General features: G+C 38.6%; 18 protein-coding genes, 1 tRNA gene and 1 pseudogene. 13 read left to right on the plus strand and 7 right to left on the minus strand.

The features are described from left to right. Positions 1 to 257: 257 nt before the first annotated feature. From HMPREF2644_RS07830 to HMPREF2644_RS07845, 4 genes are all read left to right on the plus strand, one after another. Positions 258 to 1,187 (plus strand): LysR family transcriptional regulator, encoded by a 930-nt coding sequence (locus tag HMPREF2644_RS07830; RefSeq protein ID WP_011272771.1) that lies wholly within the window; start codon positions 258 to 260, stop codon positions 1,185 to 1,187. A gap of 9 nt (positions 1,188 to 1,196) precedes the next feature. Beyond that, on the plus strand, positions 1,197 to 1,931 hold the full coding sequence (azlC, locus tag HMPREF2644_RS07835) for an azaleucine resistance protein AzlC (RefSeq protein ID WP_011272770.1): 735 nt from the start codon (positions 1,197 to 1,199) through the stop codon (positions 1,929 to 1,931). Beyond that, positions 1,928 to 2,257: a branched-chain amino acid transporter permease gene (locus HMPREF2644_RS07840; protein WP_005649924.1), complete on the plus strand. Its 330-nt coding sequence runs from the start codon at positions 1,928 to 1,930 to the stop codon at positions 2,255 to 2,257. The genes azlC and HMPREF2644_RS07840 overlap by 4 nt, the downstream gene beginning before the upstream one ends. A 102-nt stretch (positions 2,258 to 2,359) precedes the next feature. Next, positions 2,360 to 2,593 carry a YgjV family protein gene (locus HMPREF2644_RS07845; RefSeq protein WP_011272769.1) on the plus strand — a complete coding sequence of 78 codons (234 nt, stop codon included), beginning with the start codon at positions 2,360 to 2,362 and terminating at the stop codon, positions 2,591 to 2,593. A gap of 75 nt (positions 2,594 to 2,668) precedes the next feature. On the opposite strand, the gene prfC is transcribed toward HMPREF2644_RS07845, so the two are convergent. Beyond that, positions 2,669 to 4,252: a peptide chain release factor 3 gene (prfC, locus tag HMPREF2644_RS07850; RefSeq protein WP_005688062.1), complete on the minus strand. Its 1,584-nt coding sequence runs from the start codon at positions 4,250 to 4,252 to the stop codon at positions 2,669 to 2,671. A gap of 178 nt (positions 4,253 to 4,430) precedes the next feature. Here prfC and HMPREF2644_RS07855 point away from each other — a divergent pair, with 178 nt between their 5' ends. From HMPREF2644_RS07855 to HMPREF2644_RS07880, 6 genes and pseudogenes are all read left to right on the plus strand, one after another. Then, entirely contained in the window at positions 4,431 to 5,219 is a 789-nt protein-coding gene (locus tag HMPREF2644_RS07855) for an enoyl-ACP reductase FabI (RefSeq protein WP_005649928.1), read from the plus strand. Positions 5,220 to 5,316: 97 nt separating this feature from the next. Further along, positions 5,317 to 7,296: an exoribonuclease II gene (gene rnb / locus HMPREF2644_RS07860; protein ID WP_005688061.1), complete on the plus strand. Its 1,980-nt coding sequence runs from the start codon at positions 5,317 to 5,319 to the stop codon at positions 7,294 to 7,296. Between the two features lie 261 nt (positions 7,297 to 7,557). Then, positions 7,558 to 8,198, plus strand: a pseudogene (gene pxpB / locus HMPREF2644_RS07865) (5-oxoprolinase subunit PxpB). Continuing rightward, the gene (locus HMPREF2644_RS07870) at positions 8,195 to 9,124 is read left to right on the plus strand and encodes a 5-oxoprolinase subunit C family protein (protein ID WP_011272767.1); all 930 of its coding nucleotides are present in this window, start codon (positions 8,195 to 8,197) and stop codon (positions 9,122 to 9,124) included. The pseudogene pxpB and the gene HMPREF2644_RS07870 overlap by 4 nt, the downstream one beginning before the upstream one ends. Next, the gene (gene pxpA / locus HMPREF2644_RS07875) at positions 9,111 to 9,848 is read left to right on the plus strand and encodes a 5-oxoprolinase subunit PxpA (protein WP_005688057.1); all 738 of its coding nucleotides are present in this window, start codon (positions 9,111 to 9,113) and stop codon (positions 9,846 to 9,848) included. The genes HMPREF2644_RS07870 and pxpA overlap by 14 nt, the downstream gene beginning before the upstream one ends. Positions 9,849 to 9,891: 43 nt before the next feature. Then, positions 9,892 to 11,085: an NRAMP family divalent metal transporter gene (locus HMPREF2644_RS07880; protein ID WP_005688055.1), complete on the plus strand. Its 1,194-nt coding sequence runs from the start codon at positions 9,892 to 9,894 to the stop codon at positions 11,083 to 11,085. Between the two features lie 70 nt (positions 11,086 to 11,155). Here the strand turns inward: HMPREF2644_RS07880 and argG are convergent, their stop codons facing one another. From argG to erpA, 5 genes are all read right to left on the minus strand, one after another. Beyond that, positions 11,156 to 12,490 (minus strand): argininosuccinate synthase, encoded by a 1,335-nt coding sequence (gene argG / locus HMPREF2644_RS07885; protein WP_005688053.1) that lies wholly within the window; start codon positions 12,488 to 12,490, stop codon positions 11,156 to 11,158. 155 nt (positions 12,491 to 12,645) lie between these two features. After that, a complete protein-coding gene (locus HMPREF2644_RS07890; RefSeq protein ID WP_005661057.1) occupies positions 12,646 to 13,518 on the minus strand; it encodes a phosphoribosylaminoimidazolesuccinocarboxamide synthase in 873 nt (290 codons plus the stop codon). 172 nt (positions 13,519 to 13,690) lie between these two features. Then, complete coding sequence (gene mrcB, locus HMPREF2644_RS07895) at positions 13,691 to 16,036, minus strand: penicillin-binding protein 1B (RefSeq protein WP_011272765.1); 2,346 nt, start codon at positions 16,034 to 16,036, stop codon at positions 13,691 to 13,693. 6 nt (positions 16,037 to 16,042) lie between these two features. Continuing rightward, positions 16,043 to 16,396: a YacL family protein gene (locus HMPREF2644_RS07900; protein ID WP_011272764.1), complete on the minus strand. Its 354-nt coding sequence runs from the start codon at positions 16,394 to 16,396 to the stop codon at positions 16,043 to 16,045. 1 nt (position 16,397) lies between these two features. Then, positions 16,398 to 16,739, minus strand: a complete 342-nt coding sequence (erpA, locus tag HMPREF2644_RS07905; protein ID WP_342666653.1) for an iron-sulfur cluster insertion protein ErpA — start codon at positions 16,737 to 16,739, stop codon at positions 16,398 to 16,400. Positions 16,740 to 16,877: 138 nt separating this feature from the next. Here erpA and map point away from each other — a divergent pair, with 138 nt between their 5' ends. The 3 genes from map to wecA all read left to right on the plus strand — a co-directional run bounded on the left by map (position 16,878) and on the right by wecA (position 21,511). Beyond that, positions 16,878 to 17,684 (plus strand): type I methionyl aminopeptidase, encoded by an 807-nt coding sequence (map, locus tag HMPREF2644_RS07910; protein ID WP_005649958.1) that lies wholly within the window; start codon positions 16,878 to 16,880, stop codon positions 17,682 to 17,684. 93 nt (positions 17,685 to 17,777) lie between these two features. Beyond that, positions 17,778 to 20,369 (plus strand): bifunctional uridylyltransferase/uridylyl-removing protein GlnD, encoded by a 2,592-nt coding sequence (gene glnD, locus HMPREF2644_RS07915; protein ID WP_011272763.1) that lies wholly within the window; start codon positions 17,778 to 17,780, stop codon positions 20,367 to 20,369. A gap of 74 nt (positions 20,370 to 20,443) precedes the next feature. Then, positions 20,444 to 21,511 (plus strand): UDP-N-acetylglucosamine--undecaprenyl-phosphate N-acetylglucosaminephosphotransferase, encoded by a 1,068-nt coding sequence (gene wecA / locus HMPREF2644_RS07920; RefSeq protein ID WP_005688044.1) that lies wholly within the window; start codon positions 20,444 to 20,446, stop codon positions 21,509 to 21,511. 130 nt (positions 21,512 to 21,641) lie between these two features. Here the strand turns inward: wecA and HMPREF2644_RS07925 are convergent. Next, positions 21,642 to 21,717, minus strand: a tRNA-Gly gene (locus tag HMPREF2644_RS07925). Positions 21,718 to 21,769 lie beyond the last annotated feature (52 nt).

Here is a 21,769-nt window from a genome sequence, read left to right on the forward strand (position 1 = left end):
GTGAGAGTAGGGCACCGCCAGGTTACCAAATAAAAAATCTAAATATAAATTTATCTAAGATAGATAAAATTAAATTAAGTAAAAACAGAATTAAACAAATTAGATAAAGAATAAATATAGAACCCCAGTTTAAGGACTGGGGTTTTGTATTTTAACTAAAATAATTATCTAAATAATTAATTTTATTAATTAGCATATTTCTAATTTTAATGTATTATACTGGTTCCCTAATTCTTAATTTTATATGAATATTATTAATGAAACCAACCTTTCTAGAATTTAGACATCTTAAAACTTTATTGGCTTTAAAAGAGACAGGCAGCGTTTCTCTAGCTGCAAAGCACGTATATCTAACCCAATCAGCCCTTTCTCACCAAATTAAATTAATAGAAGAACAATTTGGCTTGCCTTTATTTGAGCGTAAAAGTAATCCACTTCGTTTTACTTCAGCGGGAGAGCGTTTAATTCGTCTTGCGAATGAAGTAATGCCGAAAGTGATTGATGCTGAACGTGATCTTGCAAGGGTAAAACACGGCGATGCAGGACAGTTACGTATAGCGGTGGAATGCCATACTTGTTTTGATTGGTTAATGCCAGCGATGGATGAATTCCGTCAGCATTGGGGGCTAGTAGAACTGGATATTGTATCTGGCTTTCATACTGATCCCGTTGGTTTATTACTTTCCCATCGAGCAGATTGGGCGATAGTATCAGAAATAGAGCATAATGATGATGTCATTTTTAAACCGCTCTTTTCTTATGAAATGGTTGGGATTTGCTCAAAAAATCATTCTTTAGCAGAAAAAGATATTTGGGAAGCGGAAGATTTTATTGATGAAACTTGGGTAACTTACCCCGTACCTGACGATATGTTAGATCTATGGCGTAAAGTGCTTAAATCAAAAGGCATTAATCCTACTCGCCGTACAACAGAACTTACTATTGCAATGATTCAACTTGTTGCGAGTCGTCGTGGTATTGCGACTATCCCTTATTGGGCTGCGCTGCCTTATTTGGAAAAGGGTTATGTCGTGGCAAGAAAAGTCACAAAAGAAGGTTTATATAGCAATCTATATGCGGCGATTCGCAAAGAAGATGAATCCCTTTCTTATTTAGAAGATTTTTATCAAACAGTCAAATCTCAAAGTTTCTCAACTTTACCCGGACTTTCTGTTTTAAATTTATAGACATAATTAATGAATTTATCTCAACAAAATCAACACTCTAACCCAATTACTGAAGCGGCTAAGGCTGCTTTTCCCTACAGCGTACCAATGATTGCAGGATTTTTATTTCTTGGCATAGCATACGGTATTTATATGAAAGCACTTGGTTTCGGATTTTTATATCCTACTTTGATGGCTTTACTTATTTATGCGGGTTCTGTTGAATTTATTGCAGCAGGCGCACTTATTGCACCTTTCTCTCCAATCAGCGTATTATTAATTACCTTAATGATTAGTGCCCGCCAAATTTTTTATGGCATATCAATGCTAGAAAAATATGGCATACATATAGGAAAAAAACGTTGGTATTTAATCACAACACTTGTAGATGAATCTTTTTCCCTAAATTATATGGCAAAAATCCCACAGCACTTAGATAAAGGTTGGTATATGTTTTTTGTGAGCTTATATTTGCATATTTATTGGGTACTTGGCGCAGCAATGGGGAATTTATTTGGTACTGTTTTACCTTTTAATTTAAAAGGTGTGGAATTTTCAATGACAGCACTATTCTTAGTTATTTTTGCAGAAAATTGGCTAAAAGAAAAATCCCACGAAAGCTCTCTCTTAGGTTTAGGGATTGCATTTGCTTTTTTACTTATTATAGGAAAAGAATATTTTTTAATTCCAACATTAATTGGCATTTGGTTAATTCTAACTATGCGCATAACTAAATTAGAAACAAAATTGGAATCTTTAAAATGACATTAACAGAACAAATCATTACCATTGGAATTTGTATAGTGGCGGTACAATTTACACGTTTATTACCATTTTTTGTATTTCCTGTTAATCGCCCCATTCCACAATATATCCGTTATCTTGGAAAAGTTTTACCCCCTGCAATGTTTGGTATGCTTGTCGTTTATTGCTATAAAAATATTGAGATTTTAACTGGCTATCACGGTATTCCTGATTTGCTTGCAGGGATAGTCGTGCTTGGCTTACATTTCTGGAAGAAAAATATGTTTCTATCTATTGCTGTTGGTACGCTTTTCTATATGGCTCTCGTTCAACTTATTTTTATATAAATTTCCCTTGCAAACGGTTGCTTCTTTTTCTTATCTTTTCCTTACGTTAAAAATCTTTTATCATACCCACCGTTTTTATTTTTAATCAAAGAGAACAAAATAATGGATTTTAATTTTATTGAGTTTTTAGGTTATATGGCGACTTTTTTTGTTGCTGTATCTTTTTTATTTAAATCTATTGTGTATTTACGCATTGTAAATAGTATCGGCGCGATTTTATTTGTTATTTACAGCGTAATTATCACAGCATACCCCGTTGCATTATTAAATGCCTTTTTAGTTGTGGTAAATATTTATCAACTTTGGCGATTAAAACAAGAAAATCTCTCTAAATAAAAGAAAAGCGTTGAATTAAATTTCAACGCTTTTTTTCTGGAAAAGTGCGGTAGAATTTTACCGCACTTTGTCATTTTAATGTTCGCGAGTTTTGTAAAAAACGACATCAGGATAACGTTCTTGAGCTAAATTTAGATTTACCATTGTTGGTGCAATATAGGTTAAATTATCGCCGCCATCTAAGGCTAAATTTTGCTCGTTTTTACGTTTAAATTCTTCAAATTTTTTTCCATCGGCACATTCCACCCAACGAGCCGTGGCAACGTTCACATTTTCATAAATCGCTTCCACGTTATATTCAGTTTTTAAACGCGAAACCACCACATCAAACTGCAACACACCCACAGCCCCCACAATTAAATCGTTGTTTAATAATGGACGAAACACTTGCACTGCACCCTCTTCAGAAAGTTGCACCAAGCCTTTTAACAGTTGTTTTTGTTTAAGCGGATCTTTCAAACGAATACGACGGAACAACTCTGGCGCAAAATTTGGAATGCCTGTAAATTTCAGCGTTTCGCCTTGCGTGAACGTATCGCCAATTTGAATCGTACCGTGATTATGTAAACCAATAATATCACCAGCGTAAGCTTCTTCGGCGTGAGCACGGTCGCCCGCCATAAAAGTCAGCGCATCAGAAATAACCACATCTTTTCCAATACGGACGTGTTTAAGTTTCATCCCTTTTTCATATTTGCCCGAAACCACACGCATAAACGCCACTCTGTCACGGTGTTTCGGATCCATATTGGCTTGAATTTTAAACACAAAACCACTGAATTTTTCTTCCGCACTTTCCACCGTTCTTGTATCCGCTTGACGAGATTGCGGTTTCGGCGCCCATTGTGTTAAGCCATCAAGAAAATGATCCACCCCAAAATTACCTAATGCTGTCCCGAAAAATACAGGGGTAAGCTCGCCCTTAATAAAGGCATCTTGCTCAAATTCATTACTTGCGCCTTGCACCAATTCCAATTCATCACGAAGCTGTTGTGCTAAATCATCGCCAACAGCAACATCTAATTCAGGATTATTCAAGCCTTTAACAACACGCACTGCCTGAATGGTTGAACCCTGCCCTGATTGATATAAATAGGTTTCATCTTTTGCAAGATGATAAACGCCCTTAAACAACTTCCCACAGCCAATTGGCCAAGTAATTGGCGCACAACGAATTTTCAACACATTTTCCACCTCGTCCAACAATTCCATCGGATCACGAATATCACGGTCGAGTTTATTCATAAACGTAATAATGGGCGTATCACGTAAACGTGTGACTTCCATCAACTTAATCGTACGTTCCTCCACCCCTTTGGCAGAGTCAATAACCATCAAACAGCTATCCACAGCGGTTAAAGTGCGGTAAGTATCTTCAGAGAAATCTTCGTGTCCGGGGGTATCAAGCAAATTCACTAAACAATTATTATAAGGAAATTGCATCACAGAAGTGGTAATCGAAATCCCACGTTGTTTTTCCATTTCCATCCAGTCAGATTTCGCGTGAGCCGCCGAGCCTTTGCCTTTTACAGAACCTGCAGTTTGAATTGCATTGCCGTATAAAAGTACTTTTTCAGTAATCGTTGTTTTACCCGCATCAGGGTGGGAAATAATCGCAAAAGTGCGACGTTTATTAACTTCTTCTAATGGATAACTCATTGTTTCTTCTTTGTTCAATTAAAAATGTGGGCTATTTTCCCTGATTTTAGGTTTTTGCTCAAACGAATTTGTAAATAAAGTGCGGTTGGTTTTCTTAGAAATATTGGTCTGCTTTGTACAAAGACAAATTTTCGCTTATACTACGCAAGTTTTTTACGCTAACAACATAGGAAAAATTATGGGTTTCTTAACAGGTAAACGCATTTTAGTCACAGGTCTTGCAAGCAATCGTTCCATCGCTTACGGGATCGCAAAATCAATGAAAGAACAAGGTGCAGAACTTGCTTTCACTTATTTAAACGATAAATTACAACCGCGCGTAGAAGAATTTGCCAAAGAATTTGGTTCTGATATCGTGCTTCCTTTAGATGTGGCAACCGATGAAAGCATCCAAAACTGCTTTGCAGAATTAAGTAAGCGTTGGGATAAATTTGATGGTTTTATTCACGCAATCGCATTTGCACCAGGTGATCAATTAGACGGCGATTACGTAAATGCGGCAACTCGTGAAGGCTATCGTATCGCTCATGATATTAGCGCATACAGCTTTGTTGCAATGGCACAAGCGGCACGTCCTTACTTAAATCCAAATGCCGCATTATTAACGCTTTCTTATTTAGGTGCAGAACGTGCAATTCCTAACTACAACGTAATGTGCCTAGCAAAAGCCTCTCTTGAAGCTGCAACGCGCGTGATGGCTGCTGATTTAGGGAAAGAAGGTATTCGTGTGAATGCAATCTCTGCAGGCCCAATCCGCACCTTAGCCGCATCAGGCATTAAAAACTTCAAAAAAATGCTTTCCACCTTTGAGAAAACGGCTGCATTACGTCGCACTGTCACTATCGAAGATGTGGGTAACTCAGCGGCATTTTTATGCTCTGATTTAGCATCGGGCATTACAGGCGAAATCGTTCACGTTGATGCAGGTTTCAGCATCACTGCAATGGGCGAATTAGGCGAAGAATAATTTTTCTTACATTCTTTTTTAGGCAGGCTTTTCAGTCTGCCTTTTCGCTTTTTTAAAATATAACGATGTTTCAAAATAACTATGTTTCAAGATAATTATGTTTCAAGATAATCCTCTACTCGCACAACTTAAACAACAAATCCACGACAGCAAAGAACAGGTTGAGGGCGTGGTAAAAAGCACAGATAAAGCCTACGGTTTTTTAGAGTGCGATAAAAAAACCTATTTCATCGCACCGCCATCAATGAAAAAAGTGATGCACGGCGACAAAATCAAAGCCACTATTGAAAAACAAGGCGACAAAGAACAAGCCGAGCCAGAAGCCTTAATTGAGCCAATGCTCACACGTTTTATCGCAAAAGTGCGGTTCAATAAAGACAAGAAATTACAAGTGCTGGTGGATCACCCAAGCATTAATCAACCCATTGGTGCACAACAGGCGAAATCGGTAAAAGAAGAATTGCAAGAGGGCGACTGGGTCGTCGCAAATTTAAAAACCCATCCATTACGTGACGATCGCTTTTTCTACGCCACAATTAATCAGTTTATTTGCCGAGCTGACGATGAATTAGCCCCTTGGTGGGTCACATTGGCACGCCACGAACAATCGCGCTATCCCGTGCAAGGCGCAGAACATTATGAAATGTTAGATCAAAAAACACGCGAAAATCTGACCGCACTTCATTTTGTAACCATTGATTCCGAAAGCACAATGGATATGGACGATGCCTTATATATCGAACCCATAGCACAAAACAGCACACAAACAGGCTGGAAATTAGTGGTCGCCATTGCTGACCCAACCGCTTACATCGCCTTAGATTCTCAAATTGAACAAGAAGCCAAACAGCGTTGCTTCACAAATTATTTACCGGGCTTTAACATTCCAATGTTACCCCGTGAATTATCCGATGAATTATGTTCCTTAATCGCCAATGAAACCCGCCCCGCACTTGTCTGTTATATCGAAACCGATCTTGCAGGCAACATCACAGCCAAACCGCATTTTGTTTCCGCTTATGTACAATCTAAAGCCAAACTGGCTTATAACAAAGTGTCGGATTATTTAGAACAGGCAGACAATGCATGGCAGCCAGAAACGCCAGAAACAGCACAACAAATTCACTGGCTACATCAATTTACCAAAGCCCGCATTCAATGGCACAAAACCCATTCCTTACTCTTTAAAGAAAAACCCGATTATGCCTTTGTGCTGGCAGAAAACGGCAAAGTGCAAGAAATCAAAGCAGAATATCGCCGCATTGCCAATCAAATTGTGGAAGAAGCAATGATTATTGCCAACATCTGCGCCGCACAATTTTTACACGAACAGGCAAAAACAGGCATTTTCAACACCCACAGCGGTTTTGATAAAAAATTCTTAGAGAACGCACACCATTTCTTAATGGCAAATTTAGCCAATGAACAAAATCAAACTGAACTGGCAGAACGTTATTCAGTAGAAAACTTAGCAACCTTAAACGGCTATTGCCAAATGCGCCACGATATTGAACCCATCGAAAGCGATTATTTAGAACTGCGTTTACGCCGTTATTTAACTTTCGCCGAATTTAAATCAGAATTAGCACCGCACTTTGGTCTTGGTTTAGAAGGCTATGCCACTTGGACATCGCCCATCCGCAAATATTCAGATATGGTTAATCATCGCTTAATCAAAGCCGTGCTGGCAAAACAGCCTTATGAAAAAACACAAAATGACGTGTTGGCACGTTTGCAAGAGGCTCGCCGCCAAAATCGCCTCGTAGAACGTGATATTGCAGATTGGCTATATTGCCGTTATCTTGCACCGAAAGTGGCTGAAAATGTGGAATTTAATGCAGAAGTGCAAGATGTAATGCGTGGTGGATTACGTGTGCAATTATTAGAAAATGGCGCCTCAATGTTTATACCTGCGTCCACTTTACATAATAATAAAGAAGAAATGCAGGTGAATTCAGATGAGATTGCCCTTTATATTAAAGGCGAACGCACTTACAAAATAGGCGACATTGTGAAAGTGAAACTCACAGAAGTGAAAGAAGCAACTCGCAGTATTGTGGGCGAAATACTTCAATAAATTGCCGTTCCCTTTTGCCTAAAACCTGCTTTCAATGCCAGAAAGCAGGTTTTTCTTTTAATTTTTACCGCACTTTTCAACAAAAAACACCTAAAATGGGTCAAGATTAATCTTTTTTCTTGCTAAAAAGAAATAAAAGATAAACAAACCTAAACCTTATTTTAAATAAAAAATAAAGACTTGACAAAACCTATAAATATCCTTTAAAAGAGCTGTAACAAAAAAATAACAAATCACATAACATCATATAAAGGGTATCTTATGAATATCGTTCCGATCAGTGAATCGGCGGTGGTTTGCTCTTGCCACCCCCAGCTTCCATTCAACAACAACGCCAATTATGGGCGTTTGCTCGTCAATTGCAATCAGAACAAGATATTGTAGAAGTTGTCTTGGGAATGAATAATCTTACGGTTTTTACCGATTTTTTCGTGGATTTTAAGCCGCTTGTGCAACGTTTAGAACAACTTTGGGCTGAGTTGAAAGTATCGGATTTTCAAGGGCGTCATATTGAAATTCCTGTTATTTATGGGGGAGAGCGAGGTCAGGATTTATCTGATGTAGCGAAATTTCATCAGACAACACCAAAGCGGATTATTCAGATGCACAGTGAGCCTATTTATACTGTGTATATGATTGGCTTCCAAGCGGGCTTTCCTTATTTGGGTGGTTTACCTGAAAATTTACACACGCCGCGTCGCGCCACGCCAAGAACGGTTGTTCCTGCTGGTTCTGTTGGTATTGGGGGTGCGCAAACGGGGATTTATCCTTTTTCTTCGCCAGGTGGGTGGCAGTTGATCGGTTATACTAAACAAGCACTTTTTGATAAAAATCAAGCACAACCAACCTTATTACAAGCTGGCGATACTGTGAAATTTATTGTGGATGGGATTGAACTATGATTGATATTCTTGATGTGAAATCCCGCGCCACCATTCAAGATTTAGGGCGTTTTGGTTTACGCCGATTTGGCATTAGCCATTGTGGGGCAATGGATAAATTAGCATTACGCGCAGGCAATATTTTATTGGGCAATGCAGAGAATGTTCCTGCCATTGAAGTGCCTTTAGGCGGTATTACATTGCAATTTCAGCAAGATATGAATTTTTGTGTGACTGGTGCTTTTTATGAAATGATGTTAGATGATAAGCCCGTTTTTGCTTATTGGCGTTATCAAGTGCGAGCAGGTCAAATATTAAAAATGACACGTGCAAAAATTGGAATGTATGGTTATTTATGTGTTCAAGGTGGTTTTGTTTTGCCTCAAGCATTGAATTCTTGCAGCACGGATTTGAGAGCGGAAATAGGGGGCATTGAGGGGCGTTGTTTGCAGGCGGGCGATCAACTACAAACGGCAAATGATCATATTTTGCGTAGCGAAATTGGTATTGCACCGATTCCGCTTCGAGATGTTATTCGTGCTTTGCCATCTTCTGAATATCAGGCGTTTAAACGAAAATCCCAATATTATTGGTGGCGAAATGAATGGACGTTGCAAAGTAACAGTGATCGTATGGGTTATCGTTTTCAAGGTCAGACATTAGAATTAAAGCAGCCGTTGGAAATGCTATCTCACGCCATTCAGTTTGGTAGTGTGCAAGTTCCACCAAGTGGTCAGCCTATTATTTTGATGGCTGATGCGCAAACCACAGGCGGTTATCCTAAAATCGCTAATGTGATTGATGCTGATCTTGGGGCTTTGGCACAGGTACGTTTAGGTTCAACGATTAAATTTGAAGCGGTTAGCTTACAAGAGGCTGCTAAATTACGCCGTAAAAATGAAATATACCTTGATCAAATTAGGAGAATTGTTGATGAAAAAAATTGATTTAAATGCAGATATTGCAGAGGGTTTTCCTTTTGATGAAAGTTTATTGCAGTTGCTTTCTTCTGCAAATATTGCTTGTGGCTTACACGCTGGGGGCGCAAAGGAAATGCAAAGTGCGGTCAAATTTGCGAAAGAAAATAAGGTGCGTATTGGTGCACATCCTAGTTTTCCTGATCGCGAAAATTTTGGTCGTACGGCAATGGCGTTGTCTTCACAGGAATTAATCGCACATTTGCGTTATCAATTGGGGGCATTAAAAGCGATTTGTGATGGCGAGGGGGCGGTAATTAGTTATGTTAAACCTCACGGTGCGTTATATAACCAAGCAGCAAAAGATGAAAAAATAGCGCGTGTAATTGCACAAACCGTTTATCAATTTGATCCGAATTTGAAATTAATGGGGTTAGCAGGCAGTTTAATGTTGCGCATCGCAGAGGAAGAAAAATTGCAAACGATTTCTGAAGTTTTTGCCGATCGACATTATATGCCTGATGGGAGTTTGGTGCCTCGTTCTCAACCAAATGCAATGGTGGAATCTGATAAGGAAGCCATTCAACAAGTGTTACAAATGGTAACAAAGGGGCAAGTCAATGCCATTGATGGAAGCCTTGTGCCTGTAAAAGCAGAAAGTATTTGCTTACACGGCGATAATCAACATTCTTTACAATTTGCTAAACGCATTGTGGAAGAATTAGAAAAAAATCATATCAAAATAACGGCATAAGCCGAATAAACACATAACATCAACTTAACAATGGAGGTGCTTTATGGCATCAATTACTCACAGACGAAATGCGGTTTTAGGGGCAGCTTTCTTAATGGCGACATCCGCCATAGGCCCTGGATTTTTAACTCAAACCGCAACCTTTACAAATACTTTATTAGCGAGTTTTGGCTTTGTTATTTTATTATCAATTTTGTTAGATATTGGGGCTCAACTTAATATTTGGCGAATTGTTATTGTGTCTGGCAAACGCGCGCAAGATATTTCTAATGCGGTTTTTCCGAAAGCAGGGTATTTTCTTGCTGCGCTGATTGTGATGGGCGGGCTGGCTTTTAACATTGGCAATGTTGGCGGCGCGGGGCTTGGTTTAAATTCTATTTTTGGTATAGCACCAGAAATGGGCGCAGTGATTAGTGGTATTATTGCTATTTTGATTTTTTTGCGTAAAGAAGCAGGCTTATTAATGGATCGTTTTGCGCAATTAATGGGCTTTATTATGGTTGCGCTCACATTTTATGTAATGTTTAAAACTGAACCACCTGTGGCTGAAGCAGCGTATCATTCCTTTATTCCAGAAAAAATTGATCCTATTGCTATTGTTACATTAGTGGGGGGAACCGTAGGCGGTTATATTACTTTTGCAGGCGCGCATCGTTTATTAGATGCGGGCATTCAAGGCGAAAAAGCAATGGCTGAAGTGAGCCGTAGTTCTGTATCAGCCATTTTAATTGCTTCAACAATGCGTGTTGTATTATTTCTTGCGGTGCTTGGCGTGGTGTCAAAAGGTGTGTCTCTTAATCCTAAAAATCCAGCTGAAACGCCTTTTGAATATGTAGCAGGCAATTTTGGTCAAGTGTTATTTGGAGTGGTTATTTGGGCAGCGTCTGTCACATCTGTTATTGGTGCGGCTTATACTTCAGTTTCTTTCTTAACGACCCTTTGTCCAACCATTGAACGCAATCGTAATCGTTGGATTATTGCTTTTATTGTGATTTCTACTGTTGTTTTAGTCACTGTGGGAAAGCCTGCTGCGGTATTAGTCTTTGTGGGAACATTAAATGGCTTAATATTGCCGATTGCATTGGCATTAATTTTGTTAGCTGCTTACAGAAGTGATATTGTTGGCACTTATAAACACCCTGTTTTTTTAGCTTTTTCAGGCTGGTTTGTTGTGATTATTATGGCAATATTAAGTGGAAAAACGATTATTTCTTATATTTCTAGTTTTTTTAGCTAACTAATATTTTGTGAAAGGATCTGCATTTCATGATGTTAAATATCAGTCATTGAAATGCAGATTTTATTATTTATTTTTTGCCTAATTGTGGCAATACGGAATCTTTAATTGCGCTTAATAAACCTGTTTGTGCATAGATGCCAAGTTTACCTCGGGTGTCTGATACATCTAAATTACGCATTGTTAATTGACCGATACGATCAACTGGATCAAATGGCGCATCTTCCACTTTTTCCATACTTAAACGCTCTGCTTCGTAGGTTAAGTTTGGCGATTCGGTATTTAAAATTGTGAAGTCGTTACCACGACGAAGTTCAAGGGTTACTGTGCCTGTAATTGCTTTTGCCACCCAACGTTGTGCTGTTTCACGCAACATTAATGCTTGCGGATCAAACCAACGACCTTGATATAACAAACGACCTAAGCGAATGCCATTAATACGATATTGTTCGATGGTATCTTCATTGTGAATACCTGTGACTAAACGTTCGTAAGCGATATGCAATAATGCCATTCCTGGTGCTTCATAAATACCACGAGATTTGGCTTCAATAATACGATTTTCGATTTGGTCTGACATTCCTAAACCGTGACGCCCACCAATACGATTGGCTTCTAGAATAAGATCAACAGCATTATCAAAATGTTTGCCATTTAATGCCACAGGCACGCCATCTTCAAAAGTGACTGTGACTGTTTCAGGTTTAATTTCAACCTTTTCATCCCAAAATGCGACACCCATAATCGGCTTAACAATTTTCATTCCTGTGCTTAATTGTTCTAAGTCTTTTGCTTCATGGGTTGCGCCGAGCATATTGGAATCAGTGGAATAGGCTTTTTCAACGGACATTTTATAGTCAAAACCATTTTCAATAAGAAATTGAGACATTTCTAAACGACCGCCAAGTTCTTCAATAAATTGTACATCTAACCAAGGTTTATAGATTTTTAAATTCGGGTTCGTTAATAAACCATAACGATAGAAACGTTCAATATCATTCCCTTTGAAAGTGGAGCCGTCGCCCCAAATGTTTACATCATCTTCTTTCATTGCTGCTACAAGCATTGTGCCTGTTACGGCGCGACCAAGAGGCGTTGTATTGAAGTAAGGAATGCCGCCTGTAGAAATATGGAATGCACCACATTGAATTGCGGCAATGCCTTCATGAGCAAGTTGAGAGCGGCAATCAATTAATCGAGCATTTTCAGCACCATACGCCATGGCTTTTTTAGGGATTGCATTGTAATCATCTTCATCGGGTTGCCCTAAATTAGCGGTGTAGGCATAAGGCACTGCGCCTTTTTGACGCATCCAAAGTAATGCTGCACTAGTGTCTAAACCACCAGAGAAAGCGATCCCTACTTTTTGTCCTTTAGGTAAATTCTGTAGAATAGTATTTGACATATATTTTCCTTACTAATAATTAGAATTGAATAAATAATCGATTTTTGTGAATAAAAATTCGATAGAGTATAACCGCACTTTTCCTCTTTGTCTAGTGTTTTGTGCATTAAAAGCAAAAATCTTTATTTAGCTTTGTGCATAAAAAATCCTAATTTTCATTTTGTTAATAAATCCAGTGCTTCTTGATATTTATCAACGGTTTTCTGAATAATATTTTCTGGCACTTTTGGTGCGGGAGCTTGTTTATTCCAGCCGCTATTTTCTAACCAATCGCGCACAAATTGTTTATCGAATGATGGGGGATTTGTTCCTGCTTGGTAAGTATCCACAGACCAAAAACGGCTAGAATCTGGCGTTAATACTTCGTCCATTAAAGTGAGCGTGCCATTTTCATCTAAACCAAATTCAAATTTTGTGTCACAAATAATAATCCCTTTAGTGAGTGCATATTCTGCAGCCACGGTATAAAGTGCGATAGCTTTTTCTTTTACTTGTGCGGCTAAATCAGCTCCGATAAGTTTTTCGCATTCTGCATAGCTAATATTTATATCGTGGTTGCCAACTTCTTCTTTGCTTGATGGCGTGAAAATAGCTTCGGGTAATTTACTCGCTTCCACCAAGCCTTCAGGCAATTTTAATCCGCAAATCGTGCCAGTTTGTTTGTAATCTTTTAAACCACTGCCAGTTAAATAACCACGTACGATAGATTCAATTTTAATGGGATTCAAACGTTTACACACGACGGTGCGATCTCTGATTAAATCCGCTTCTTCTTTTGGTAACACATCATAAACGCTGTCGCCAGTGAAATGATTGGGCATAATGTGAGCAAGTTTATTAAACCAAAAATTGGAAATTTGAGTTAGGATTTCGCCTTTTCGTGGAATGGGATCATCTAAAATAACATCAAAGGCAGATAAGCGGTCAGAAGCAACCATTAGCATGCGTTTATCATCGATTTCATAGAGATCGCGTACTTTGCCTGAATATATTTTTTTTAGACTTAAAATGGGGAGTTGTTGTGTCATTGTTTTGCACCTGTATGAAAGTAAAAACTGGTGCGTATTGTACCGCACTTTTAAATCAAATAAAGCAAACGTTTGCTATTTTTTAAAAAGAAATAAAAATCCTCTGAAATGTTAGGGGAAGTATAGGGGGAAAATGTTTATTATTGGAAATTTAGTAAATCCTACGGCTTAATTATTGAGCGGGTGGATTGGGATTATCCAATACGTCCCACAGGCTTTCTTGTGGTGGTGTTTCTGTTTCAGTTGTTGGCGTGAGAGAGGGAGATGATGTTTCGCCACAGAAATTCTGACCATTATTTAGCCAAACAGGAATTGTTCGATAACTCTCACAATCCCAGTCACCGTATTGATTTATCCCCACCCATTTCACTGTTGTAGGGGGAGTAATTGCTAATTTTTCAATATTTGTACGGTTTAAATAATCTTTATAAATTTGCAATGCGCCAGAAGCACCAGTCAGTTTTGTTTCGCCATTATCATCGCGACCAAGCCAGACGGTGCTGATATTTTTTCCGTCAATTCCCACAAACCACGTATCGCGTGATTCATTGGTTGTGCCTGTTTTGCCTGCTAAATGTAAATCAGCGTAATCCTTTTGCAAACTGCGAGCTGTACCACGTTCAACAGTTTGTTGCATTGCAAATAAGGTTTGGAATGCCGCTTCTTGTGGCACCACTTGTTTTGCACTTTTATCGTGTTGAAAAATTAGGTTACCTTGACGATCTGCAATACTATCGACGGTTGTAAGCGCAATTCTCCCACCTTGATTGGCAAGGGTTTGATAAAGTTTTGTGACATCATAAGGCGAAATGCTATAAGAACCGAGCAACATCGCAGGCACTTTAGGAATTTCCACGTTGTCCCAGCCCATCGCTTTTTGCGTGTCAATGACTTTGCTCAAGCCAACTTTCATACCAATATTTACAGTGGGAATATTTAAAGAACGGGCTAAGGCATCCATTAACATTACTGAATCACTATATTTTTTGTCATAGTTGCGTGGCTGCCACGGCGGGCTACCTTTGACATTAATTGTTATTGGTTGGTTATTAATTGGGGTATTCAAACGGAACTGTTCTGGGTTAGAAAGTGCGGTCAAATAAATAGAAGGTTTTACTAAAGAACCAATCTGACGTTTTGCCATTAATGCACGATTAAAGCCTGCATATTGCGTTTGTAAACCGCCAACTACTGCACGAATTTCGCCTGTGCGATAATCCGTTATAATCATCGCTCCCTCTAAATGGGGATTTTTCATTTTCAGTTGTAATTGCGAAACGGTATTGACCACTGCATTTTCTGCTTGAGCTTGTTGTTTTAAATCCATTGTGGAAAAAATACGTGCGCCAAGTAAACTGGATATTTTGTGTTCGCCCAGTTCACGGCGTAAATCTGCTTGTAAAGTTTGAATAAATGCAGGGTATTTACGCGAGATTTGCCCTTTCTTTTGCACACCTAAAGGTCGCTGACTTAATAATTGATAAAGTTCATCGCCGATCATTTTATGTTCAAGCATTAGCCTTAAAACAATGTTGCGACGTTCGAGTGCGTTTTGTGGATTACGCCAAGGATTATAAAGTGAAGGGCCTTTGACCATCCCCACTAAAAGGGCAATTTGATCTAAGCTAATTTCACGAATCGAACGACCAAAATAAAATTGGCTGGCTAATTCAAAACCGTGAATTTGCGTATCGCCATTTTGCCCGAGATAAATTTCATTAAGATAGGTTTCGAGAATGCGATTTTTATCGTAACGCCAATCTAAAACCAATGACATCAAGGCTTCGTTGGCTTTACGTGTAATGGTGCGTTCGCGCGATAAAAATAAATTTTTGACTAATTGTTGAGTGAGCGTACTTCCGCCCTGTACCGTTTGACCTGCACGAATATTCGCAATTAATGCGCGTAAAATCCCCACTGGATTAATGCCATTATGTTCATAAAAGCGGCGATCTTCCGTTAAAATTAATGTATCAATTAATAAACGGGGATAATTTTGTAAAGGAATAGCTAAACGATCTTCGTTGTCTGATTGCAACATCGCAATCAACTTTGGTGCAAGACGAAATTCATCAACAGTTTTGACTGTGACTAAATCTTCAATGCGAGATAACTTATTATGGCTAAAACGCAAGCGCAAAACTCGCTGAGGCTCTGCTTTATCGGGGAAAGGAAAAGCACGGCGAAGTATTACAATGCTATCATCTTCTAATTTGAAATCGCCAGGTGCGGCAACCATTGTAGTTTGGCGATATTCGTTATCTAATAAAATTTGAATGACTTCATCAAAAGCGAGATTATCGGCAATTTTCACACTTTCTAAGCGACTATAAACTTCCGCAGGCAAATGCCAAATTTGACCGTCCATTTTAGAACGAATTTGCCAATCGAGATAACCGCCGTAAAAAATCGTTAAGACAAGTGCAGTGAAGCTAAATTTAAGTAAAAAACCTTTAAAAGTGCGGTTATTTTTTGGCGTGTTTTTCGATGATTTTTTAGCGGAGTGTTGAGAAGTCATAGTGAGTTAAGCAATAAAATCAACATAAGATTGGAGAAAATGAATAAAATCTTGCGTACCGCAAAAAGCAAGGCTTTCTTCATCATAATAATGGAAATCTTGTTCTAAAATTTCATCTGATTCAATGGCGAGATTGTTGGCGCGCACCATTACTTCATCAGCATTTAAAAATAACGTATATTCCGCACCGACTAAGACTTTTTCTTGATTTTCAATAAGTGATTTTGCAGTAGAAAGTGCGGTTAAAATCTTGTCTGAATTTGACCGCACTTCTGTGTTGAACCAGTTAGCAAGGGCAATGTGTTCCATCGAACATTTGACGGATACATTGCCTTGATAATGTGTAAATTGAAAATCCATCTTAGATACTAAAGGATGAACCACAGCCACAAGTGCTGGTAGCATTTGGATTATTTACAGTAAAACGTGAACCCTCTAAACCCTCAGTATAATCGACTGTACCGCCGATTAAATATTGTAAGCTCATCGGGTCAATCACAAGTTGAACCCCTGATTTTTCAATGGTTAAATCGCCGTCATTGACTTTTTCATCAAAGGTAAAACCATATTGGAAACCGCTGCAACCACCCCCTGTGATATACACGCGTAATTTCAAATTAGTATTTTCTTCTTCGCTGATTAAACTTTTTACTTTATTTGCCGCTGCATCAGTAAATGTCAGTGGCACCGCCATATCATCTATCATAACTATTTCCTACTTTCCTAAAATTTCAATCCCGCCATTATCTAATAACCCTTTACTCCATTCAAGTGCAATCCAGTTTTTTCCTAGAAATCGTGCTATAATCTCGCAAAGTTTTTTCAAAAAAGTGAGATAAAAATGGCTATTCCAATTAGAACTGAAAAAGAAATTGTAAAGTTACGTGAGGCATGCAAATTGGCTTCCGATGTGCTGGTAATGATTGAACCTTACGTAAAAGCAGGCGTAACCACAGGCGAACTTGATCGCATTTGCCATGAATATATGGTAAATGAACAAAAGGTTATCCCTGCGTGTTTGAATTATCACGGTTTCCCAAAGGCGACCTGTATTTCCATTAACGAAGTCGTTTGTCACGGTATTCCAAGTGACGATAAAGTGTTAAAAAATGGCGATATTGTGAATATTGATGTTACCGTGATTAAAGACGGTTATTTTGGCGATAACTCAAAAATGTATATCGTGGGTGGCGAAACGAATATTCGTAGTAAAAAATTAGTGGAAGCGGCACAAGAAGCATTATATGTTGGGATACGCACTGTAAAACCCGATATTCGTTTAAATGAAATAGGTAAAGCCGTGCAAAAATATACGGAAAGCCAGACTTTCAGCGTTGTGCGTGAATATTGCGGACACGGCGTTGGTACGGAATTTCACTGCGAACCTCAAGTATTGCATTATTACGCCGATGATGGCGGCGTGATTTTAAAACCCGGAATGGTGTTTACTATTGAGCCAATGATTAACGCAGGCAAAAAAGAAGTGCGCGTAATGGGAGATGGTTGGACAGTAAAAACCAAAGATCGCAGCCATTCAGCACAATACGAACATCAACTTGTTGTCACGGAAACTGGTTGTGAAGTAATGACTATCCGCGATGAAGAAATTGCAGAAGGTCGAATTTCGCGGATTATGGTGAATGTGTAATTGACATAAAATTATAAGATAAGGGCGTAGATATACGCCCTTTTTGTTTTTCTTTATAATAAAACGACTTCGATCTAACAAAAGGCAATTCATATGCTGTTTTCTCCGACACTATCTTCTCCTTTAACGCCAAGTGCGGTCAAAATTGAACGAGAAAATCTCAAGCAATTTGAGCTCGAGAATTTTTCTCGTTATTCCATTTTTGAGCTTATTGAAAATCGCTGTGATTTTTATGATGCCTTATTGATTCAACTTTGGCAGGAAATAGAATTAAGTGAACAACTGGGGATTGCTTTAATTGCGGTGGGCGGTTATGGACGGCGTGAGATGTTTCCTTTGTCGGATTTAGATTTTTTGATTTTAGTCGAGCAAACCCCAAGCCCTGAGATTGAAGAAAAGATTACTCAATTTATCCAGTTTTTATGGGATTGCGGTTTTGAGGTGGGAAATAGTGTTCGAACCTTAGAACAATGCGAATCGGAAGGGAAACAAGATATTACGATTGCCACCAATTTATTAGAAGCAAGATTTCTTGCTGGAAATCGACCGCACTTTGATGCATTAAATGAATTGGTAAAACGTGCAGATTTTTGGTCGAAAGAAGATTTTTTTAATGCCAAAGTGCAAGAGCAAATAGAACGTTATCAGCGTTATCACAATACGGCTTATAACCTTGAGCCAGATATTAAGTACAGCCCTGGAGGCTTGCGTGATTTGCATTTGTTGTATTGGGTGGCGTTGCGCCATTCTGGGGCTTTGACCCTTGAGGCTATTTTACAAAGTGGTTTTATTTATCCTCAAGAATATCAGCAACTACAAGAAAGTCGTGCATTTTTATTTAAAGTGCGGTTCGCTTTGCATTTGATTTTGAAACGTTACGATAATCGTCTGTTGTTTGATCGTCAAATTAAAGTCAGTGAATTATTGGGTTTCCGAGGGGAAGGCAATCCAGCTGTGGAAAAAATGATGAAATGTTTTTTCCAAGCATTGCACCGAATTTCGCTGATTAGTAATTTACTGATTCAGCATTATCGAGAAAATGTGCTTCCATCAAATCAGGATACTGTAATTGACCAATTAGACGATGATTTTCAACTGATTAACCAATGCTTATGTTTGCGTAATAGCTTTGTTTTTCAAGAAAAACCAGCGCGAATTTTAGATCTATTCTTTTATTTAACGCAGTACGAACATGCCAATATTCATTCTGATACTTTGCGTCAATTACAAATTTCCTTAGATCAATTATCACAAAAATTATGCGAAATTCCTGCCGCTCGGGAAAAATTTCTACGTTTATTTAATCAACCTAATGCAATTAAACGTGCGTTTATGCCGATGCACCAATATGGTGTATTAACTGCGTATCTTCCGCAATGGCAAGCCATTGAGGGCTTAATGCAATTTGATTTGTTCCACATTTATACGGTGGATGAGCATACATTGCGCGTGATGTTGAAATTGGAAAGTTTTCTGTCACAGGAAAGTGCGCAAGAACATCCCATTGCTCATCGAATTTTTAGCCAACTTTCTGACCGCACTTTGCTTTATATTGCGGCGTTGTTCCACGATATTGCAAAAGGGCGAGGTGGTGATCACGCAGAACTTGGTGCTGTGGATATTGCAGACTTTGCACAATTACATGGTTTAGATCGTCGAGAAATTGATACCCTTGCTTGGCTCGTAAAATCCCATTTGCTGATGTCAATTACGGCGCAACGCCGTGATATTCATGATCCTGAAGTCGTCATGAATTTTGCGGAAGCCGTGCAAAATCAAGTTCGATTAGATTATCTGACCTGTTTAACGGTGGCGGATATTTGTGCAACCAATGGTAATTTATGGAATAGCTGGAAACGTTCGCTTTTTGCCTCTTTATATGAATTTACAGGACGGCAATTTTCACAAGGCATGAAAGAATTGCTTGATTATTCAGAAAAATCGGCAGAAAACCGAAAACTTGCACAACAAATTTTAATGCGGGATTATTCTGATATTACGCCAATTTCGATTGAGCAATTATGGGCTCGTTGTCCAGAAGATTATTTTGTGCGTAATACGCCAAAACAAATTGCGTGGCATACAAGTTTGCTGGTGGATTTCGTTGAGGCATTATTAGTGAAAATTAGTAATCGCTTTTCACTTGGCGGCACAGAAGTGTTTATTTATTGCCAAGACCAACCGCACTTATTTAATAAAGTGGTGAGTACCATTGGCGCAAAAAAATTCAGTATCCACGATGCACAGATTATTACGACACAAGATGGTTATGTTTTTGATAGCTTTATCATCACAGAACTTAACGGAGAATTGGTTGAATTTGATCGTCGCCGAGAATTAGAGCAAGCCCTAACATTAGCCCTTCAAAGTGAAAAATTGCCCGCACTTTCTATTGTGCCTAATCGCCAGCTTCAACATTTTACTGTACAAACCGACGTGCGTTTTTTACAGGAAAACAAAAAAGAACATACTCAAATGGAACTGGTTGCCTTGGATAAAGCAGGGTTATTAGCCCAAGTGAGCCAGATTTTTACTGAGTTAAATCTAAATTTATTAAATGCGAAAATTACCACCGTAGGCGAAAAAGCCGAGGATTTTTTTATTTTGACGAACCAATTTGGGCAAGCTCTGGATTCTCAACAAAGAGAAATATTACGTAACGTGCTGTATCGAAATATTGGATAGTCCTTTTTATAAAAATATATTTCTAGGTAAATTTGCCTTATGTTATCCTTTACAAAAAATTTTAGGGTCACACTATGCTGAGTATTTTTGTTACTTTTCTTGGCGCGTTTTTAACATTGATTGTGATGCGACCACTTGCCAATTGGATTGGATTAGTCGATAAACCAAACTATCGTAAACGTCATCAAGGCACAATTCCACTAATCGGTGGCGTATCGCTTTTTGTTGGTAATCTTTGCTATTATCTGATGGAATGGGATCAACTTCGATTACCGTATCTTTATTTGTTCAGTATTTTTGTTTTATTGGCGATTGGGATTTTAGATGATCGCTTTGATATTAGCCCTTTTTTAAGAGCAGGCATTCAAGCAATATTGGCGATTTTAATGATCGATCTTGGGAATATTTATCTTGATCATCTTGGTCAAATTTTAGGGCCTTTCCAATTAACGCTTGGTTCAATTGGTTTGATTATTACCGTCTTTGCCACTATTGCGATTATTAATGCCTTTAATATGATTGATGGTATTGATGGATTGCTTGGGGGACTCTCTTGTGTTTCTTTTGCGGCGATTGGTATTTTAATGTATCGAGATGGGCAAATGGATATGGCGCATTGGAGTTTTGCTTTAATCGTATCGATTTTACCTTATTTGATGCTCAATCTAGGGATTCCATTTGGACCAAAATATAAGGTGTTTATGGGGGATGCCGGGAGTACATTAATTGGCTTTACCATTATTTGGATTTTGTTATTAAGTACGCAAGGAAAAGGGCATCCTATGAATCCAGTAACCGCACTTTGGATTATTGCGATTCCTTTGATTGATATGGTTGCGATTATTTATCGCCGTGTACGTAAAGGTAAAAGCCCATTCCGTCCAGATCGTTTACATGTTCATCATTTAATGGTAAGAGCGGGTTTAACATCAAGACAAGCCTTTTTATTGATTACGTTTGTTTCTGCAGTTTGTGCAACTATCGGTATTTTAGGGGAAGTTTATTATGTGAATGAATGGGCGATGTTTGTTGGCTTTTTCATTTTATTTTTCCTTTATGTCTATTCAATTACGCATGCATGGCGAATTACCCGTTGGGTAAGAAGAATGAAACGTCGTGCCAAACGGTTGAAGAAAGCATAAAAATAAAGGCTTGTGTTATTAAATCACAAGCCTTTATTTTTTGAGAAAATTCACCGCACTTTTTAACATTTTGATGATCTATTTTTGTAGATAGAAAAAATCCCCAGCCTTTTGGCTAAGGATTGAAATTTGGAGCGGGAAACGAGGCTCGAACTCGCGACCCCGACCTTGGCAAGGTCGTGCTCTACCAACTGAGCTATTCCCGCAATAATGCTTTTATAATGTGAAATTGGAGCGGGAAACGAGGCTCGAACTCGC

The organism is Haemophilus sp. HMSC071C11 (assembly GCF_001837655.1).
GTDB classification, from domain to species: Bacteria; Pseudomonadota; Gammaproteobacteria; order Enterobacterales; family Pasteurellaceae; genus Haemophilus; species Haemophilus influenzae.

Excerpts from the sequence above, each read along its gene's own strand:
- azlC (WP_011272770.1), top strand. The coding sequence starts at position 1,197 with ATGAATTTATCTCAACAAAATCAACACTCTAACCCAATTACTGAAGCG.
- pxpA (WP_005688057.1), top strand. The coding sequence starts at position 9,111 with ATGAAAAAAATTGATTTAAATGCAGATATTGCAGAGGGTTTTCCTTTT.
- HMPREF2644_RS07840 (WP_005649924.1), top strand. The coding sequence starts at position 1,928 with ATGACATTAACAGAACAAATCATTACCATTGGAATTTGTATAGTGGCG.
- HMPREF2644_RS07900 (WP_011272764.1), bottom strand. The coding sequence starts at position 16,396 with ATGGATTTTCAATTTACACATTATCAAGGCAATGTATCCGTCAAATGT.
- rnb (WP_005688061.1), top strand. The coding sequence starts at position 5,317 with ATGTTTCAAGATAATCCTCTACTCGCACAACTTAAACAACAAATCCAC.
- glnD (WP_011272763.1), top strand. The coding sequence starts at position 17,778 with ATGCTGTTTTCTCCGACACTATCTTCTCCTTTAACGCCAAGTGCGGTC.
- argG (WP_005688053.1), bottom strand. The coding sequence starts at position 12,490 with ATGTCAAATACTATTCTACAGAATTTACCTAAAGGACAAAAAGTAGGG.
- HMPREF2644_RS07855 (WP_005649928.1), top strand. The coding sequence starts at position 4,431 with ATGGGTTTCTTAACAGGTAAACGCATTTTAGTCACAGGTCTTGCAAGC.
- HMPREF2644_RS07880 (WP_005688055.1), top strand. The coding sequence starts at position 9,892 with ATGGCATCAATTACTCACAGACGAAATGCGGTTTTAGGGGCAGCTTTC.
- map (WP_005649958.1), top strand. The coding sequence starts at position 16,878 with ATGGCTATTCCAATTAGAACTGAAAAAGAAATTGTAAAGTTACGTGAG.
- wecA (WP_005688044.1), top strand. The coding sequence starts at position 20,444 with ATGCTGAGTATTTTTGTTACTTTTCTTGGCGCGTTTTTAACATTGATT.
- HMPREF2644_RS07870 (WP_011272767.1), top strand. The coding sequence starts at position 8,195 with ATGATTGATATTCTTGATGTGAAATCCCGCGCCACCATTCAAGATTTA.
- prfC (WP_005688062.1), bottom strand. The coding sequence starts at position 4,252 with ATGAGTTATCCATTAGAAGAAGTTAATAAACGTCGCACTTTTGCGATT.
- HMPREF2644_RS07890 (WP_005661057.1), bottom strand. The coding sequence starts at position 13,518 with ATGACACAACAACTCCCCATTTTAAGTCTAAAAAAAATATATTCAGGC.
- mrcB (WP_011272765.1), bottom strand. The coding sequence starts at position 16,036 with ATGACTTCTCAACACTCCGCTAAAAAATCATCGAAAAACACGCCAAAA.
- HMPREF2644_RS07845 (WP_011272769.1), top strand. The coding sequence starts at position 2,360 with ATGGATTTTAATTTTATTGAGTTTTTAGGTTATATGGCGACTTTTTTT.
- HMPREF2644_RS07830 (WP_011272771.1), top strand. The coding sequence starts at position 258 with ATGAAACCAACCTTTCTAGAATTTAGACATCTTAAAACTTTATTGGCT.